The organism is Microcoleus sp. MON2_D5 (genome assembly GCF_036701905.1).
Lineage (GTDB): Bacteria > Cyanobacteriota > Cyanobacteriia > Cyanobacteriales > Microcoleaceae > Microcoleus.
This window is the reverse complement of record NZ_JAUBRM010000052.1, coordinates 20,252-37,369: the sequence shown is the minus strand read 5'-3', so window position 1 is coordinate 37,369 and position 17,118 is coordinate 20,252. Positions and strand designations below refer to the sequence as shown.

Genomic DNA, 17,118 nt, shown 5'->3' with positions numbered 1-17,118 from the left:
CCTGTTCCACAGGAATAAAATTCATCTCTTGTGGAAGGTAACAGGCAAGATGCCTGTTCCACAGGAATAAAATTCATCTCTTGTGGAAGGTAACAGGCAAGATGCCTGTTCCACAGGAATAAAATTCATTTCTTGTGGAACGGGCATCTTGCCCGTTCTTAAGAATAGTGCAACATCTCAGATTCAATAAATATGGGTAACAAAAAGACAAAGAAAAGTGAACTAACCCTGCAATTTCACGCTAAAGAAATGCTGTCTGACTACGTAACTGCTGTTACTTGGTCGCCGGATGGTACAACTTTAGCAGTCTGTTCTGCTGCGGGCGAAGTGATGCTGGCGAAAGTAGGGGCAGTTAATGAATTGTCCTTGCAAACGCTACAAACTGCCACGGGTAAATCAGCCGATTGCTTGTCTTTTTCCCGCGACAGTCAATTCCTAGCTGCTGGCGGACAAGATGGAAAAGTGCGAATTTGGCGCACCGATTCTGGGGAATTGATTGCTGATTTGGATAACCAGCGCGTCTGGGTTGACAAGTTAGCTTGGAGTCCCAACTGCAACCAGTTAGCTTTCAGTATGGGCCGCTACGTTCAAGTATGGAATGCTGAGGAGAATGTTGTTGAAGTAACGCTGAATTTCGATTCATCATCTATCCTAGATTTAGCATGGCATCCTATGGTTCAATATCTGGCAGTTAGCGGCTATCAAGGCGTCAAAGTTTGGCATGGTGAAGACTGGGACGAAGACCCGGAAATTTTATCAGTACCCTCCGCAACAGGTGCAGTTTCTTGGTCGCCACAAGGGGAATATTTAGCTTGTGGCAATATGGACAATACTCTAATTGTTAATGAATGGGGCAATTTTGAACCCTGGGTAATGCAGGGTTTTCCGGGGAAGGTTCGGGAGTTAGCTTGGTCGGATAAAACTAATTCTTTGGGTGCACCTTTGTTAGCTGCTTCGAGTTCTCAAGGCATTTCTGTCTGGGAAAGAGACGCTGATGAAAGAGTCGGTTGGGATTCTTGGGCGTTAGAAGTGCATGAAAATGTGGTAAATGCGATCGCGTTTCAACCTAACACATTTTTATTAGCTTCCGCAGCCGCAGACGGTCAAGTTTGTTTGTGGGACGAAGCAGAACAATTGCTGCAAATTCTAGAAGGTGCAGAGGGCGGTTTTTCATGTCTCGCATGGCATCCCCAAGGCCAGTTTCTCGCCGCTGGCGGCTGTGGAGGCGAATTGCTGGTTTGGTCACAATCTATGGGCGCCACAGAGTTCGGGGGGTGCTAAGTTGGTAGTATGGCGATCGCACCAGTTGGACCAAAAGATAAAAATTGAAAACTTGGTCTTGACAAAATACTAAATTACAATAACATTTTAGTGACTGCACTGATCGACAATTATCACCCAACAGCAATTTCTCCAACAACTCCACAGTATTCTCGACCAAAACCACCTGCTGAAACACCCCTTCTACCAAATGTGGAATGAAAGTAAACTCGACCTAGCAATCGCACAACACATAGAGTACGTCCAGGACTGTTATCCTCTCTTCCTTGTTAAAATTCCTTGACTGGGACTGAACAGCAAAGCCCCTAAAAATAACCCAAAAATAACTAATACAATTGCCGCCCCAGACGGCATATTAAAATAATAGCTGAGATACATACCAGTCACGCTAGCTGTAATTCCAATAATTGCTCCCAATCCCATCATTAAATGTAGCTCTTTTACCAACAAATACGCCGTTATTCCCGGCCCGATTAACAGAGAAATTACTAACAGCGCCCCCACAGTTTGCAAACTCGCAACAATCGTCAGCGTAATCGCCGAAATCATCCCTAAATAAATCCAGTTTACAGGCAAACCGGACGCTTGCGCCCCCAGCGGATCAAAAGTATAAAAGAGCAATTCTTTGTAAAGGAGTTTAACCGCTACCAAAATAATCAAAGTTATGACAAAAGTCTGCTGCACGTCAGCAGGTGCAACTGACAAGATATTCCCGAACAAAAACCCGTCTAAATCTAATTTAGTTGTCCGCAACAGGCTAATTAGCGTCACGCTAATTGCTAAAAATGTAGATAAAATTAATGCCATCACAGCATCAATTTTTAGACGAGATTGGGATTGAATCCACGCCATAATTACCGCGCTGATAATTCCCGATATAAACGCGCCGATCGAAATATTGAAACCTAAAGAAAAAGCTACTGGCAATCCTGCTAATACTGAATGGGCAATCATGTCAACCATCATTCCCATTTGCTGTACAATTAAATAGGAACCCACAACGGCGCAGAGAATTCCTAGCAAAATGCCGACGCCGATCGCATTTCGCATGAACTCGAATTTGAGTGGCTCAATTAGTAGGTTTAACATTGAATTAGATCAATAATAGGATTTTTTCAACTACAATCAACTGCACAGGCGGGACGCCCGTGCCACAATCAACTGCACAGGCGGGACGCCCGTGCCACAATCAACTGCACAGGCGGGACGCCCGTGCCACTATCAATTTTAAAGATCAATCTTTTTTTGCTTACGCTGAAACTAAACTTAAATCGTATCCATAGGCTTTTTGAATATTGGCTGCGGTGAGCACTTCCCGGCAGGAACCAGTTGCAATTAACTGCTTATTTAGCAATAATAAATTGTCGTACTGTTTTAAAGTTTCGCCTAAATCGTGGCTGATTACTAGCAATGTTTTATTTTCCGATTTGAGTTCGGCAAAAATATCGAAAATAATTTCTTCTGTTGCTTTGTCGATCGCGTTAAAAGGTTCGTCGAAAAAGAATAAATCGGCTTGTTGGGCGATCGACCTTGCTAAAAAAATCCGCTGTTGCTGTCCACCAGACAGTTCGCCAATTTGCCGATCGCGCAAATCCCACATTCCCACCCGCAGCAAAGCAGCTTTGACCAATTCTTGGGACTGCTTCGAGGGCGATCGAAACCAACCAGTCTGGACGGTTCGCGCCATCATCACCGAATTCCACACCGTAATCGGATAATCCCAGTCAATTTGCGATCGCTGCGGCACATAAGCCACCCGCGACAACTGTTCCTTCAGCAGCCGCCCCTGATATTTGACCAAACCCCGACAGGTGGGGATCAATCCCAGCATCGCTTTCACCATAGTGCTTTTCCCCGCGCCGTTGGGGCCGAACACGCCAGTTAATTGCCCCGATTCTAAATGGAAATTCACGTTGTTGAGGGCCGCAATTCCTCGATAATTGACAGCCAAGTCTTGCACTTCTAGCATAATTAGAGATTTTGAGAACGATTCTTGTTCGTAGCTACTAGAATAGGATAACTCGAAAAAGCAATAACGATTATCGTTCCAAAGGTGAAAATGTTAAAGAACTTGGCTGGAAAAACCGGCAGATTGTGGGGTACGGCTGTTTTGGCAATTGGCTGCGGAGTGGTTGCGTGCAGTGGAGGACAGAACGCCAGCAATCGGGCGCCAGAGAGTCCCGCCACAACTCAAACTCAAGCCAGTCCCGGCGGCAACTTGCCAAAAGTCGTGGCCACGACTGGCGTTATCTGCAATCTAACTAAAGAAATCGCTCAAAGTTCGATCGACACCACCTGTCTGATAGAGCCGGGAGACGACCCTCACGCCTATCAAACCAAGCCGGAAGACCGCAAAGCCATTGAAACAGCAAATCTGATTTTATACGGTGGCTACAACCACGAACCCAGCATCATTAAATTAATTCAATCCAGCAGTAATCCAGCGCCCAAAATCGCCGTCCACGAACTCGCCGTTCCCAAACCGCTGATGGGGGAACACGAGCACGAACACGGGGAAGAGAAAGCGGAAAATAAACCCCACGCAGAAGGCGAAAAAGTCCCTGATCCTCACGTTTGGCATAATCCTCAAAATGGCCGGCGCATGGTAGAAACAATTCGCGATGAATTGATCAAAGTTTCCCCCAACAATGCTCAACTTTATACAAAAAATGCAGCAAGCTTAACAGATGAGTTGCAAAAAATAGATACTTGGATCAAAGCTCAAATTGCGACTATTCCAGCAGAAAAACGCAAGTTAGTAACAACTCACGATGCTTTGAGTTACTATGCCGATGCTTACGGTTTGGAGATTGCTGGAGCTTTGCAGGGTGTGACAACAGAGGAACAGCCCACCGCAGCAAGAATTGCGGAATTGTCCTCAGAAATTAAGACCGCAGGAGTGCCGACAATTTTTGCGGAAACTACAACTAATCCGAAGTTGATGGAGACTGTGGCGAGGGAGGCTAATGTCGAAATTTCGGACAAGGAACTTTACAGCGACGAGTTGGGCGGCCCCGGCACTGGCGCTGATACATATCAGGGAATGCTGAAAACTAATACTTGCGCGATTATTTCTGGCCTCGGTGGCAATTGTACTGCCTTTGCAGGAGAAACTGCACCAAATCCCAAACCATAGAATTTCTAAAGTGCAGCAAGCACCTTACATTTGCGGGGTACAGAGAAAAACGCAGCGCTCCCAATCGCAGGGCTTTTCGATTGCAAACGCTGCGTTTGCAGCGATGACTTTAAGGTGAATTTTGGTCCTCGGTACTGGGGGGTTTTTGACCAATTCCCAATTGCTTCTTAGAGGATTTTAAGTCTTTCCAAAGCGCCTTAATATCTTTATAGGCTTTCTCAGCGCTAATTTTTCCTCCTGTTTCCAGCGAGCAAATATAAGTTATTTTCTGAGCAAACTCCTGCAAGTTGGCATTAAACGCCAAATTTTCTGGCGTGAAATCGCCGTAGTAGCGATTGCGAGGATGTAAAAAATCTTCCCGCTCTTTCATTGCCCCCTCCTAATTAAACTTTTGGTATTCAACTTTTGGTTCGGTCTCTGTTTTTAATAGCACTATTGGTACTCAGTATCGCGGCGCTAACTTGCTTCTATTGTATTGCGTAAGTAGCAATTGTGCTTTTTCGCTCTGTATTGAGTCTCTTAATGCAATTTTAACCTTAATTTAGCTTTATGTTAACTTTTCTTTAACCTTAAAACGCAAAAAATGGGAAATGCGCTGTTGGCATCTCCCTTTCGATAGATTTTAGAGTAGTTGATTAATCTTTTTTGAAGCCGAATATTTATTTGTGGCATTCGCAGCCGGTGTGGCCGCAGCCGCTGCCGTTGGGGTGGCCGTCAGCGCAAGCGCTGGAACAGTATGTTTTGCTGTCTTTTTCAATGGCTTCACTGGGGCTGACAACGCACGAGCATGAAGGACAGGCACATTTTGTTTGGGTGGCGGTAGTCATTTTAAATTCTCCTGGTGGGGTTGTTTGTCTCTACTAATATCTGAACACATATTCAGATATTAGTCAATGGAATGTAAAAGTTTTGTTACAAAAGGTTTGTCGATCGCACTAAAATGAAAATGAGAATTAAAACCAGGCGGGAAAAGATGTCACCCAACTCTGCTGTTAATGGAGCGATAAGTCAGCCTCGCGAACAAAACGATACACCAACGTGCGATTCATCGCACCTAGTTGACTGTTTGCGGGCCGGCGACATCCAAACACAAGTTCTCAACACCGCAAAAGCTCAGCGGATGGCAGAGTTTTTCAGTCTTTTGGGAGATGCGAACCGCCTGCGGCTGCTGTCTGTTTTGGCCAAACAAGAACTGTGCGTGTGTGACTTGGCTGCGGCGTTGAGTATGAGCGAATCAGCAGTATCGCACCAGTTGCGGGCGTTGCGGGCGATGCGGTTGGTAAGTTACCGCAAGGTTGGGAGACAAGTTTTTTATAGTTTACTCGATCGCCACGTTTTTGAACTTTACCAAGCAGTCGCCGAACACTTAGACGAAGCCGATTAAGCTTTTGGGCGAGGGGCAGTGGCCAAACAGGGCATTGATAATGGATTTCAAATAGTGTAGGGGCGGCTTTTACCAATTATTTCGGTTTAAGACCAATAATCTCGTAAACCCGCCCTCACCAAACTCAATATCAATCTTGGACGGTGTGGCCCGTAGCAACAACCGCCTGTGAAATTGACTCTTCAGAAGCTTGAGCTTCAACTGTAACAGTCTTAGCTGCGACATCCACATTGACAGTAGCATCGGAGTCAACAGTTTTGATGGCTTTGGTAATTGTATCAGCGCAGCCAGAGCAGACGATCGAGGGAACGTTAAGTAGTATTGCCATAATTCAGCAAATTTTCGTAGATGACAGTATTATTTTTTATTTTAATCTAAATTCGTGAAACACGCGCTTTTCCAGATTTCGGCAGGGGTTTAAACCCCTGCCTCAAAGCTCAATTCGCTTAAAACCGACTTGAGAGTTTGACGTTAAAAGTTATACATTATCTCCTACAAATATCACTTCAAACTTAATACCTGTGAAGGCGAATTAATCTCGGGTATGCACCGCCCAACGGCGGCGGCTACAGGCCGCAAACTCGCAACTAAATCTACCATATCTGGCAAAGAAAGAGCTTGCCGCGCGTCAGAAACCGATTTTTCTGGTTGCGGGTGACACTCAATAATCAATCCGTCTGCACCGCAAGCAACCGCTGCTTTGGCTAGTGGTGCGACTAATTCTCGCTTGCCGACGGCGTGAGAAGGGTCTACGATTACTGGCAAATGAGTTAACTGTTTCAGCGCTACTACTGCACCTAAATCTAATACGTTTCGCGTGTAATTGTCGAAGCTGCGGATGCCTCTTTCGCAGAGAACTACATGAGGATTTCCGTGACTGAGAATGTATTCGGCGGCCATCACAAATTCTTCGATTGTGGCTGACAAGCCGCGTTTTAGCAGAACTGGTTTTCCGGCTTGACCGATCGCCTTTAGTAACTCGAAGTTTTGCATATTGCGACTACCTAGTTGCAGCATATCAGCATAGGTGACAACTGGCTCGATTTGGGCGATCGACATTACCTCTGTCACGACGGGTAAACTGTAACGCCGGCTGACATCGGCTAAAATTTCCAGTCCCTCAATTCCCATCCCTTGGAAAGCATAGGGAGATGTGCGGGGTTTGTAGACTCCGCCTCGCAAAGCTTGCACCGATGCGGTGGATAGTTGGCGGGCGACTGTTTCCATTTGTGCGGAACTTTCGACGGTACAGGGGCCGCCGATGATTAATAATTCTTCGCCACCGACTGAGACTGTTTCTGAGAGTTTGACAATTGTTTGGTGTTCGGGATGAGATTTGGTTACGAGTTTGGCTTCTAACATGATGGTATTTTCCTCAAAATTTAAGTGGGTGGTTGACAACAAAAAACCCGGAACTTTTAGGAGTTCCGGGTTGGTGCGAAAAGACAGCGCGACAATTTACCCAGAACTTTGGTTGGGCCAAAAATAAAAGCTGTAGTACCAGTTACTGAATAATGTCATTGCTGTTTTCGCTTGTACTGGATTGGTTGTTGGGAAAAGAAGTAGAAAAAACAAAACCGCAGGTGTTAATCTGCGGTTCGCCCGGATGTTCACAGTGAATTGCCAATTCACTCCGGGCGAACTTGGCTGTACCAAAAATAAAAATAGCTGTTGGCTGTGAACATAGTTGAGGTGCTGCGATGTGTGGATTAAACACAATACTATTGGACAAGCTAGCACAGGGAGAGGGGGATGTCAAGTTATTTTTTGCAAAATGTATGGAAACGGCAATGCCGTTTTTTGGCTATGTCTGTTATTATATCGATATAGGGACAAGCCGACAAGTCCTTATATCGACAAGCGCCCCTATCCGATCGCGCGCCTGTGTGTCAGGCTAGACACATAGACAAATCGATATAGCGATATGGAAACTTTGACTACAAGTAAAACTGTGTCCGTAAAAATCTATCTACCTGAAGAGACAAGAGCCAAGTTCAAAGCATCTTGCGCCATGCGTAGCCTCAGCATGAATGAGGTTCTGTTGGAGTACATCGAAACTTGGTTACAGGAAAACGAACCCGTTTTAGAGCCAAAGCCCCAGCGCGTCAAGACGATCGCCAAAACTGAGGAAACAGACTGATGACCGATCGACTAGATCGAATAAACGGCATCCTGAAACAAACCGCGAGGGACAAATGCTGAGAGATTCAGACAACCCAGAGAAATCTTGGGAGGATTTAGAAGCCGAACTGCTTCCTCAACGTCCTTTTTATGCCCCCGGCGAGACTGAAATTGAAAAAGACCTTTATGCTAAGCGACGATGTGCTCAGCAAAAAATGAAGGCTGAAAAACGCCCCGATATTGCAGGCCGCTCTTATTACTACTGCACGGAGACAAATAATGATGACTAACTCGAATTACCGACTGCTACCTGCCAGAGATGAGTATGTCCAAGTGTCTATCTATCTCAATCGGGTGCATTTGGACGGATATACGCCCGATCGCGCGATCGCGCAATTGATCGAAATGGGTTATGCTCCTACTTTGCAATATCAGTGGAATCCAAAACGAAATGAGTTTGATTTATTTGCTCTGATTCACGATCGCCCGATCGCCGATTCACTGATGGATAAACAGGCTTGTGATGCTCTCTGGGCTGCTTTTAACCAATCTTCGCTTTACGTGATTGGTTGCGAGGCGGCGCAAAATCCTAACTGGCTAGCGGCTGGCAGCTTTAACGATCCGCGCCGTCACGCTACGCCGGAGGAAATCGAGCCTCTGGAAGCAAATGCTAGCGCCGCTGCTTAATATTTTAGTCGTGAGCGCAACTGGCACAAAAAAGGTACGTAGTTGCGCTTAAGCGCTCTTAATAATATCTATGAAAGAGCGCTCTCTTGGCAACTATGTGCCTCAAAAATCTTTAACTATGGCACACTACGGATATTCGATCGCGCGATGGGGTTTAAAGCTGTAACGTGATTCTTGGACAAAGTTACCCATTGATGGAATTGTTGGGTAACTCTCTAGCAAGTCTCTCGATAACGTCACTAAGACTGCTTGCGGTAAGCTGAACTCGTTTTTCCTCTAGCCACTTAGTAGCAGTCTCGGTCAGGCTTAGGTTGACCTTACGCTTAGGCTCGCTGTAAATCTTTTTTCTAGGCATTTTGTTGTTCCGTATTAATTACGCATACAATAAGAGTAAGGCAGAAATGAGGTAAAAGCAAATGTTACTCAGTTTCAAGACGGAATTAAAACCCAATAACAAACAGGTGACTAGATTTCGGCAGCATTGCGGAGTAGCAAGACACGCTTACAACTGGGGGAATTCAATCATCCTTGAAACATTGACACTCAGGGAGACGGATAAAAGTGTAAAGATCCCTTCTGCAATTGATCTACACAAACGTTTAGTAGCAGAAGTCAAACCTTTGCATCCCTGGTATTACGAATCTTCCAAGGCAAGCCCACAGCAGGCTCTGACTGAATTGAGAACAGCTTGGGATAGATGCTTCAAAAAGGTATCTAAACAGCCTAGATTCAAAAAGAAAGGTGTATCGGGTGACTCCTTCTACCTAGAACAAGGAACCAAAGCAAAGCCAGGAATTAATAACGACGGCAAGCGTGTCAAGTTACCTAAGATTGGCTGGGTTAGGCTGCACGAACCATTACCAATTACGGCAGTTCACAACTGCGTAATCAGTCGAAAAGCTGACAGATGGTTCATTGCTTTTAAATGCGAAATTGAACAGCCCGCAACTCCACCTGACCGTCCTACCGTCGGAGTTGATATCGGCATCAAGCAGCTAGCTGTTTGTTCTAACGGCGAAGTCTTTGCCAACCCCAAAGCCTATCGTCGGATGAACCGTAAAATGAAACGCCTGCAACGACGTGTCAGCAAGCGAGTTAAAGGGTCTAACAACCGCAAAAAGGCAATCGCTAAACTAGCCAAGCTGCACCTAAAAGTGTCAAACATCCGAAAAGATGCTATTCATAAGCTAACAATTTACCTCGCCAAAAACCACAGTGAGGTCAAGATTGAAGATTTGAATGTTAAGGCATTTTTGAAGAATCACAGATTGGCTGGTGCAATCGCCGACTGCGGAATGTACGAATTCAAGCGTCAACTTGAATATAAAACCGAAAAGTTTAACTCAAAATTGACGCTCATAGATCAATTCTTTCCTAGCAGTCAAATCTGCTCAAATTGCTGTAATCATCGGCATAAAATGCCATTAAGAGTCCGAGCCTTTGAATGTCCCAGTTGTGGAAATATTCAAGACCGTGACTTGAATGCCTCGAAAAACATAGAACGTTGGTTTGTAGGAATATTTATTCCAGAACGTTCAGAATTGGCGGTGAGTTCCACCGTGTCAGCCTGCGGAGTAGACAAGCCCGACAGCAGTCATGTTGTCGCTACTGTGAAACAGGAAGTTAACACCACAAGCGCTCATGTCCAGCTATGTCGAGATTTGGGTAGCTATGGGTAAGTTTAATGGAACGGTTGGAGGACACGATGCCGTGTCCAAAGGGTCTTTTTAGGGGGGATGCGAGGGGGATATGGTCTTGGCTATAAACGAGAGACACAAAGGTTTTTAGGCGATTGTTGACACGAATGACATTATTAATCCCAGCCGAAGTCTCGATCGCACAATTCGGCTAGTCTTTGGTTGTGCGATCGAAAATATGCTCTCAATTGGTCGTATACTGTCTCGCTGATGGGGGGATATTGGGTGGCGTTGTACTTTTCGTAGGTTTGTAGTTGGTGGGGCGGTAAGTCTAAAAATTCGAGGACGGTGTTGAGGATTTCCCATGGGTTGCTATACAAGTCTTCGCTTTTGAGGATTAAAAGTTGTGATTTGGGAAAAAGTTTCATCCAGGCTGGGAGTTGATCGGCGTAAATGCCGCGGGTTAGATAGCTGTGGTGTTGGTGTTCGTAACTATAGTATTTGGGGTTGGCTAGGAGTTTTTCTATTTCGCCTTTGAGTCTTTCGGGCTCGGCGGCGATCGCCTCTTCTAATGAGAGAGATTCGTAGCCTATTTTGATATAGTAATAATAGTGGGAAATTGCCCGTTCTACGGGGTTTCTCAGCAGGGCGATTATTTTAACTTTGGGACATAAATCATAAATTCGCTGGGGAACTTGGGGGTGACAGATGTAGTAGGGGCTAGCTTCTCCGGTTAGTAGGTTTTCGCCTGTTGGGGGCTGGGGAAATTGGGAACAGTACCACTCCCAGGTTTTATCGAAGTTGAAGTCGAAGTAATGAATTTCTTTTTCGGCGGCGGGGGCGATTTGGGGATGTTGGATTAGGTAATTGTACAGAGATGTTGTGCCGCCTTTTTGGGCTCCGATGATGATGAAGTCGGGGGGTTTGGGAGTTTGTTTCATGGGTTGTAGGTTTTATATTTTGCACTTGTACTGACAGTGTGCCGGAGGGTAAAATGGAAATTCGATCGCACTTGGAGGCATTACGGAAATACGATCGCACTTGGGGGCATTACGGAAATTCGATCGCCCCATTTAGACTCGATCGCACTGAGAAGCCTAACCGCTCGATCGCCGGATCTTGATTGTAGATTCCGGTGGTTGAAAGCGCTAGCAAGGCGAAGACACAAACAAAGCCGACAAGATAAGGGCTGGGAAATACATAGGATACGATCGCGATCGCTGTTTTGTGGTGATCGAATTCACTCTCGCTCTGACCGCTGACATTTCTATTTAACTAGATTAGAGTGCAGTTAGGGAGTTCTAATCCCTGCGGGGCAAATCCTTCGCTGAAAAATCTATTATTATCGGCGGTGATTTTGGTTGTCGGTTTGGGGGTTTTATTTTTCAGCCAAAGTACAGATTTAAATTTGTGCAACAGGGTGATATGCAACTTGCAAAAAATGGGAACAATAAAGATGGGATTGTACTGTCGAGCAGTAACTACCTGCAATACCATCTCTGAAATAATTCAGGAAGGCGTCAATGTTTAAGAGCAAATTATCCAAAGTTATCGTATCCCTGCTGCGGCGGATTGCTGGTGTTACCAGATCCGGGGCGAAGCGGCTGATGAGAGCAATGCTGCAAGCGCTGATGGCTATGGGCCGCAGGGCGCAACTACCGATGGCGGGGTTTGTGCTGCCGACGGTGACGATGGTGTTGTTGGTAGTGATTTTGTTGACTGTGGCGATTACGCTGCGATCGTTCGATCGGGCTAATACGGCGCGTAACGTGCGCGTGAACCAGCAGGTGCTGGCGGCCGCCACTCCCGCGCTCGATCGGGCAAAAGCAAAAATTGAATATATGCTGCGGGAAGACCCGCAAAGACCGACGGCTACTCCCTCCGACGCAGAAATGTATCGCATCATGTCGTCTTATGATGCAACAAATGACTTTTATACTTTTAAGGGCGAGCAGCGGCTGATCCTGAGAGCCGATCTTGACGGCGCTGGTATAACCCTTGACGATCCAAAACTAGGGCTTTTGATTGGTTCGCCTGCGAGGGAAAACGAGGCGCTAAATACTGCCTGGAGATATCCCGTCGATACGAACAACGACGGGAAATTGGATACTTTTACTCTTTACGGAATATACTTTCGCACCCCAAGAGCAGCAGTAGCCAGAGCGAGAAAGTCGCTAGATGCGAGAACACCTCCAATGGACCCAGGAACTCTCAACCCGGCTTGCACCCAGGGAGAAGGAACAGTTGCAAGTTTGGTGGGCGACTCTGGTTGGGAGAGAAAAAGTGGCAGAATCCAGAAAAGTTTCTTTGTTTACACAGTTAACGTACCCATAACAGCTAAAGATATCGCAGACAACGGGTTAGATAATACGTATCAAGCTTTCCAGGGAACTACCAGTGTATCTGCCCTAGAATACCAGCAAGACCAAAGTCGCATCCCCCTCAGCAACAATGCCGTTGTGTATGAAGACGATCTAGATATATCGCCCGGGCCTCCGCTCAGCCTAAACGGGCGGATGCTTACAAATAGCAACTTATTAGTATCGTCTTTGGGCGGTAACAGAAGAATTAGATTATTTCAAGTCAGCAGCCAGCAATCTTGTTTTTACGAGCGAGAAAATAGCAAAATTGTTGTAGCAGGTAACGTAGTCAACGGGTGGTCGGGCAGCACAGTGGCACCAGCAAACAATCCCGTAGAAGTACATCTATTCACAAAAAGCGGCGAAACACCACCGACTATAGGCAACTTGCCTTCGCCGGCAATTGACCCGAACAATCAATCTGTTACGCAAAACAGTCTTGGTGTACTGTACAACAACGACGCTTACTCCGCGCGGTTAGATGCGCTGGTAGCTGCAGTTACAGATCCAGCAAACTACCCAGTTGAGGTTATTCAAGCGACGCAGCCCCCCAAGAGTCAGACCCCCGAGCAAGCACTGGAAGATTATTTTAAAGCACGGCTGCGGAAAGTTCCTTTTGCAGAAGTACCTCCGGGAACAGCAAACCGAGGAGTCGATCCGGCAGATGCTCCCTACATTATTCAAGACAATGGTGTTAATAGCCTGAGACCCATTGATAAGTGGAGCCTTCCTACTACTGGAACGGCGGCTCAAGGTACTCTCTCTGGAGCGGGACGGGCTGAGATCACTATCCCTCCGGCTCAGCTACCATCGCGAAAACCCCCTCTGCCACTTTCTGGTGAGAGCGAAACAAATTTGGGCGAACGAGTCGCCGTAGGCAACAACTTGCCAGAAAAGCGTTGGGATGGGAGCAAGAACCAGTTTGTCAGTGACGAACAATCGGTAATCGGAGCTACATGGACTGACGGAGGAGAGCGCACCCGCACACCGCAAGTGACCAAACTAGCTGACGCGGGAGCAACAGATCGCGGCAACGGTACAGGGGAAGTACCACCCCAGACAATTCCTCCTTACAGAGATGGTTTCTGGGAAAAAGCAGCGGCTGAAATACCGAAAAATTTCTTGGACAGTGTTGGTGGGCTGCGAGTAATTACCAGCGCCGGAGTATACGATCGCACCAACTCCTTCCTGCCGCCGCCCCGTTGGATAGAAACTGTAAATCCTGCTGCTCCCACCTTGAAAAGTGGCCCAGCATTGATAACGCCAAACCCTCCCGCTAACAATACTTACGACGACCCTGCAACTCCCGCCAATGAGCGGTACCCTGTAGTGTGGCCAGACTCAATGCCGATGTCACCCTTGGGACCGGGGTCGCAAGTGTATGACAACGTAGCTGGTAATTGGATTCCCTGGCCGGGAGTACCAACACCACTAGACATCGGCTTGCCGCCAGCAGTAGTAAGTCCTGTGGGTGAAACCCCCGCGACGGCTTTCAAATTTGCTAAAGGCGACTTGCGGATGCGGGCAACGGCAGTTTATCACTATGCAAACAATGGCTACGACCCTATAGCGCTAGCAGCAGCGCAAGTCGCTGCACCAGGAACCCAGCCACAGCAAACCCCTGTAGCCTGTATCAGCAGCTACTACGACCCCAGCAACGCTTCCACAGCCAGAAACATCGTAGGGCTGACGGATGTCAGCGGAGACGTAACACCACGATCACCAGTCACACGGGGAGCACAGCAGGCATTTATCGGCTCCAACAACGGCATCGTCTACGGCCCTCCAACAGTCAGGCTGAATCCCGGTACTTCTCGGCCGAACGCCTTTGGCTTGCTTACGGGTGGAGAACCTATTTTGGAAGCCCAGGCAAACTTAGTCTTCCCGGACGGTAGGTTTGCCAACGGGCCGTTGAGAACCGCCCTCCAAGTCCCTGATGGCCAGCGCACGCTAGCACAAAAAGCAGCTATTGACTCGACTAATTGCGCGCTACAGATACTTGACGGCACGATCAACCGCGGTGCTCAACTGATTCCTATTCCCGACGGGGCAATTCAAGAAGTAGCATTTTTGAACGCCAGAGAAGTCAAGGCGATCGATCGCGACAACACGGCCACGACGGTTAACGAAGCCTTTACCCTCAGCAGCCCCTTCCCCGTGCCCCTGCCTCGCAATCCCCAAGCAGCAACTTTAACAGGCAATTACGACCAGCCGCTAGAAGAACGGCAACCCATAGAAATTCGGGCTACTCAGTTAGACATCAATGTCTTGCGCGGCGCGCCCGTTGCAGGACCCCGGGCTACTCCGCCTGAGTGGTTGCTGCCCAATAGCGGGATTATCTATGCCAGCCGAGACGACGCATTGCCCGATCGCAGCGCTAGATCGGCAGATGCTGAAAACAGCAAAAGATTAAGTCCCACAGACTATCGGCTCGACCCCACCCGCAAGCCCAGCGGCATTGTCCTGATTAACGGAGACCAGCTATTTCGCGGCGGAAACCCCACAGGAGAAAATAGTGTAAACAAGGTAGTCAGAGAAAAAGGGCTGACGTTGGTATCGAATTTGCCAGCTTACATCAAAGGAAGATTTAACCTTCACGGCACCATCCAGCCTCCAGCTCCGGGTGCTGCACCCAATAATAATATTGTGCCAGTGGAAGAGTTTCGTGAGTTGGTAACCCCGCCAGCTCCTCCGGCAGACCCAGGTTGGGGCAACTTTTACGCTCGCACCAGTGACAATAATGGCCTTAACCCAAACTTTGCCTGCCGTGCGCTCGATCCGAGGCTCCCGGACTGCACTCTGGGCGACTTCTGGAGACCGGCAACTGTACTGGTAGATTCACTAACCCTGCTCTCGTCAAATTACCGTTTTGGCTTCCGCAACGAGGGAGACTTTGACCTGAGAAACAATGCAGGCGCTGCTGCTGTGTGGCCGCGCAGACAGCAAGGATTTTTCAACAACAACTTTGTCACTAACGGACTTTCCAGCGGCGCGTTTTCAACTAACGGCATTTTAGTCGGTACTCCCGGTGCTGTCGGTGCTGCGCTGACAGACGCTACCTACACGGCTGCTTTTCCTGCGAATGGGTTGTTCACGAGTTCTTACTTCAACAATTTTGTTACTCCCGTCCAGCGGCGCGGAAATTTCCCCGAGTACGTGATGGAAACCTGCACAAAACTGCCGGTGGCTGCCTGTACTGATAATGACTGGTTTGTCAATCCTCTAGCAGCCATACCACTCAGGGCATCCGACCCGGCGCGCCCAGCAAATTATACTTCACCACCTACTAACCCAGCGCAAGCTGCTGCTGCTACTTTCCAAGCTGGGTCAACGGTAGATCCCCCAGTGGCTGCATTGCAGCGATTCCCCCGGCGCGTGGCTTTTTCAAGAAACGCCGCTGCCGCTACTCCCCTTATTTTCACCCAGCTAAACACCGCCGCTGTCCAGCCTTTAGGGATTGGTGCTGCTCCTGGACGAGCGATCGCACCCGGTGTCGGTGCTGCCAAACCTAATTCTCTGTGGTTTGCCGGAGGCGGTGTGGGTAATGTCAACTTCAATGCCACCACTGCTCCCTATGTAGTCAACAACCCCACTGTCACCACTGCCGCCGTTACCCCTCCCGACACCACAGACGGAGCAAATGTAGCAGTACCACGTTTAGGGCCAACTTCACTACCCGCCAATTCGGCAATAGGACCAACGCCAAGCCCAGCAGCGCCAATTCCACTAACACCACCACTACCCTTCAACGGGTCACAGCCGCTACTGCTCCCAGTCCCGCAGATCCAAATTGGTTCAGCAGCAACCGCTCCCGGCGGAACTACCATGCCAAGAGGCACCGCCGCAGGTAATGCCAGAAATACAGCGTGGATATCCCAGGCTGTAGATACTCCATTCAATGTGATCGTGGGAGCCGGTGACACTCCTTCACGGACACTTGATGCTGGCTTCACCAGCGGAGACTTTAACGGCGGCTTGCAAAACTTGCCCCGATTCTTGGAAAGCTGGGATAACGGGCGCTTTGCTACCAACATCCGAGGCTCTTTCATTCAGCAAAGGCGCAGCGCCTTTAGCACTGCACCCTACCAGCCAATTTTGCCGCCAGCTTACCAGCAAAGCGTGCCGGCTGCATCTCTAGCGAGCGTGTTTCAGCTTCAGAGACAACCGGCAGGGACTCCCCTTCCGTCGCTAACTATCGCAAATACGTACAACACTGATACTGGTGCTGGATTTATTCCTTATTTCAGCCCGCCCCTCCGAAACTGGGGTTTTGACGTGGGTCTGCTATCTCAGCCTCCTGACTTGTTTACCCAAAGATTCACTACTCCTTCGACAAAGACTCAGCCTGCTGAATATTTCCGGGAAGTATCTCGCAATGATGAGTGGGTAACAACTCTGATGTGCGGAGTTGTAGCTCCCGATCAGCCGAATCCGGGTGCAGGTAAGAATGCAACTGCGAGTAGACCAAGTAACTGCCCCCCTTCCCCTTAACCCTCTAACTTTCTGCCGCGC

The 17,118-nt window shown here is 48.0% G+C and carries 16 protein-coding genes; 10 read left to right on the top strand and 6 right to left on the bottom strand.

Annotated features, from left to right (window positions below; genetic code table 11):
• Window positions 1-192: 192 nt before the first annotated feature.
• Window positions 193-1,281, top strand: a complete 1,089-nt coding sequence (locus tag QUA47_RS19550; protein WP_333431960.1) for a WD40 repeat domain-containing protein — start codon at window positions 193-195, stop codon at window positions 1,279-1,281.
• Window positions 1,282-1,533: 252 nt separating this feature from the next.
• Here QUA47_RS19550 and QUA47_RS19545 read toward each other — a convergent pair whose 3' ends face one another.
• Both QUA47_RS19545 and QUA47_RS19540 read right to left on the bottom strand, forming a co-directional pair.
• The gene (locus QUA47_RS19545; RefSeq protein WP_333405092.1) at window positions 1,534-2,370 is read right to left on the bottom strand and encodes a metal ABC transporter permease; all 837 of its coding nucleotides are present in this window, start codon (window positions 2,368-2,370) and stop codon (window positions 1,534-1,536) included.
• A 160-nt stretch (window positions 2,371-2,530) separates the two neighbouring features.
• Window positions 2,531-3,250, bottom strand: a complete 720-nt coding sequence (locus QUA47_RS19540) for a metal ABC transporter ATP-binding protein (RefSeq protein ID WP_333431959.1) — start codon at window positions 3,248-3,250, stop codon at window positions 2,531-2,533.
• 90 nt (window positions 3,251-3,340) lie between these two features.
• Here QUA47_RS19540 and QUA47_RS19535 point away from each other — a divergent pair, with 90 nt between their 5' ends.
• Window positions 3,341-4,417, top strand: a complete 1,077-nt coding sequence (locus QUA47_RS19535; protein WP_333431958.1) for a metal ABC transporter solute-binding protein, Zn/Mn family — start codon at window positions 3,341-3,343, stop codon at window positions 4,415-4,417.
• 109 nt (window positions 4,418-4,526) lie between these two features.
• Here the strand turns inward: QUA47_RS19535 and QUA47_RS19530 are convergent, their stop codons facing one another.
• Window positions 4,527-4,787, bottom strand: coding sequence for a DUF7219 family protein (locus tag QUA47_RS19530; RefSeq protein WP_190662441.1), 261 nt, complete (start codon window positions 4,785-4,787; stop codon window positions 4,527-4,529).
• Between the two features lie 275 nt (window positions 4,788-5,062).
• Here QUA47_RS19530 and QUA47_RS31045 point away from each other — a divergent pair, with 275 nt between their 5' ends.
• Together QUA47_RS31045 and QUA47_RS19520 are read left to right on the top strand one after the other, a co-directional pair.
• Window positions 5,063-5,281: a hypothetical protein gene (locus QUA47_RS31045; protein ID WP_445302527.1), complete on the top strand. Its 219-nt coding sequence runs from the start codon at window positions 5,063-5,065 to the stop codon at window positions 5,279-5,281.
• A 109-nt stretch (window positions 5,282-5,390) separates the two neighbouring features.
• Window positions 5,391-5,801 (top strand): metalloregulator ArsR/SmtB family transcription factor, encoded by a 411-nt coding sequence (locus tag QUA47_RS19520; RefSeq protein ID WP_333431957.1) that lies wholly within the window; start codon window positions 5,391-5,393, stop codon window positions 5,799-5,801.
• Window positions 5,802-5,931: 130 nt separating this feature from the next.
• Here QUA47_RS19520 and QUA47_RS19515 read toward each other — a convergent pair whose 3' ends face one another.
• Both QUA47_RS19515 and aroF read right to left on the bottom strand, forming a co-directional pair.
• Entirely contained in the window at window positions 5,932-6,129 is a 198-nt protein-coding gene (locus QUA47_RS19515; protein WP_190693645.1) for a heavy-metal-associated domain-containing protein, read from the bottom strand.
• Between the two features lie 173 nt (window positions 6,130-6,302).
• Window positions 6,303-7,163: a 3-deoxy-7-phosphoheptulonate synthase gene (gene aroF / locus QUA47_RS19510; RefSeq protein WP_333431956.1), complete on the bottom strand. Its 861-nt coding sequence runs from the start codon at window positions 7,161-7,163 to the stop codon at window positions 6,303-6,305.
• Between the two features lie 562 nt (window positions 7,164-7,725).
• Between aroF and QUA47_RS19505 the strand changes: the two genes are divergently transcribed.
• From QUA47_RS19505 to QUA47_RS19490, 4 genes are all read left to right on the top strand, one after another.
• On the top strand, window positions 7,726-7,941 hold the full coding sequence (locus tag QUA47_RS19505; RefSeq protein WP_333077478.1) for a plasmid partition protein ParG: 216 nt from the start codon (window positions 7,726-7,728) through the stop codon (window positions 7,939-7,941).
• A gap of 55 nt (window positions 7,942-7,996) precedes the next feature.
• A complete protein-coding gene (locus QUA47_RS19500; RefSeq protein WP_190693640.1) occupies window positions 7,997-8,212 on the top strand; it encodes a hypothetical protein in 216 nt (71 codons plus the stop codon).
• On the top strand, window positions 8,202-8,609 hold the full coding sequence (locus tag QUA47_RS19495; protein WP_333431955.1) for a hypothetical protein: 408 nt from the start codon (window positions 8,202-8,204) through the stop codon (window positions 8,607-8,609). Before QUA47_RS19500 ends, QUA47_RS19495 begins: the two co-directional genes overlap by 11 nt.
• Before the next feature lie 416 nt (window positions 8,610-9,025).
• Entirely contained in the window at window positions 9,026-10,288 is a 1,263-nt protein-coding gene (locus QUA47_RS19490; protein WP_333431954.1) for an RNA-guided endonuclease TnpB family protein, read from the top strand.
• A 134-nt stretch (window positions 10,289-10,422) separates the two neighbouring features.
• On the opposite strand, the gene QUA47_RS19485 is transcribed toward QUA47_RS19490, so the two are convergent.
• Complete coding sequence (locus tag QUA47_RS19485) at window positions 10,423-11,187, bottom strand: sulfotransferase domain-containing protein (RefSeq protein WP_333431953.1); 765 nt, start codon at window positions 11,185-11,187, stop codon at window positions 10,423-10,425.
• Window positions 11,188-11,240: 53 nt separating this feature from the next.
• Between QUA47_RS19485 and QUA47_RS19480 the strand changes: the two genes are divergently transcribed.
• The gene (locus QUA47_RS19480; RefSeq protein ID WP_333431952.1) at window positions 11,241-11,369 is read left to right on the top strand and encodes a hypothetical protein; all 129 of its coding nucleotides are present in this window, start codon (window positions 11,241-11,243) and stop codon (window positions 11,367-11,369) included.
• Window positions 11,370-11,769: 400 nt separating this feature from the next.
• Window positions 11,770-17,097 (top strand): hormogonium polysaccharide biosynthesis protein HpsA, encoded by a 5,328-nt coding sequence (gene hpsA, locus QUA47_RS19475; protein WP_333431951.1) that lies wholly within the window; start codon window positions 11,770-11,772, stop codon window positions 17,095-17,097.
• The last annotated feature ends 21 nt before the right edge of the window (window positions 17,098-17,118 follow it).

Coding starts and splice junctions, on each gene's coding strand:
- QUA47_RS19515 (WP_190693645.1), bottom strand. CDS start 6,129: ATGGCAATACTACTTAACGTTCCCTCGATCGTCTGCTCTGGCTGCGCT.
- hpsA (WP_333431951.1), top strand. CDS start 11,770: ATGTTTAAGAGCAAATTATCCAAAGTTATCGTATCCCTGCTGCGGCGG.
- QUA47_RS19490 (WP_333431954.1), top strand. CDS start 9,026: ATGTTACTCAGTTTCAAGACGGAATTAAAACCCAATAACAAACAGGTG.
- QUA47_RS19485 (WP_333431953.1), bottom strand. CDS start 11,187: ATGAAACAAACTCCCAAACCCCCCGACTTCATCATCATCGGAGCCCAA.
- QUA47_RS19530 (WP_190662441.1), bottom strand. CDS start 4,787: ATGAAAGAGCGGGAAGATTTTTTACATCCTCGCAATCGCTACTACGGC.
- QUA47_RS19505 (WP_333077478.1), top strand. CDS start 7,726: ATGGAAACTTTGACTACAAGTAAAACTGTGTCCGTAAAAATCTATCTA.
- QUA47_RS19495 (WP_333431955.1), top strand. CDS start 8,202: ATGATGACTAACTCGAATTACCGACTGCTACCTGCCAGAGATGAGTAT.
- QUA47_RS19500 (WP_190693640.1), top strand. CDS start 7,997: ATGCTGAGAGATTCAGACAACCCAGAGAAATCTTGGGAGGATTTAGAA.
- QUA47_RS19520 (WP_333431957.1), top strand. CDS start 5,391: ATGTCACCCAACTCTGCTGTTAATGGAGCGATAAGTCAGCCTCGCGAA.
- QUA47_RS19550 (WP_333431960.1), top strand. CDS start 193: ATGGGTAACAAAAAGACAAAGAAAAGTGAACTAACCCTGCAATTTCAC.
- QUA47_RS19540 (WP_333431959.1), bottom strand. CDS start 3,250: ATGCTAGAAGTGCAAGACTTGGCTGTCAATTATCGAGGAATTGCGGCC.
- aroF (WP_333431956.1), bottom strand. CDS start 7,163: ATGTTAGAAGCCAAACTCGTAACCAAATCTCATCCCGAACACCAAACA.
- QUA47_RS19545 (WP_333405092.1), bottom strand. CDS start 2,370: ATGTTAAACCTACTAATTGAGCCACTCAAATTCGAGTTCATGCGAAAT.
- QUA47_RS19535 (WP_333431958.1), top strand. CDS start 3,341: ATGTTAAAGAACTTGGCTGGAAAAACCGGCAGATTGTGGGGTACGGCT.
- QUA47_RS19480 (WP_333431952.1), top strand. CDS start 11,241: ATGGAAATTCGATCGCACTTGGAGGCATTACGGAAATACGATCGCACT.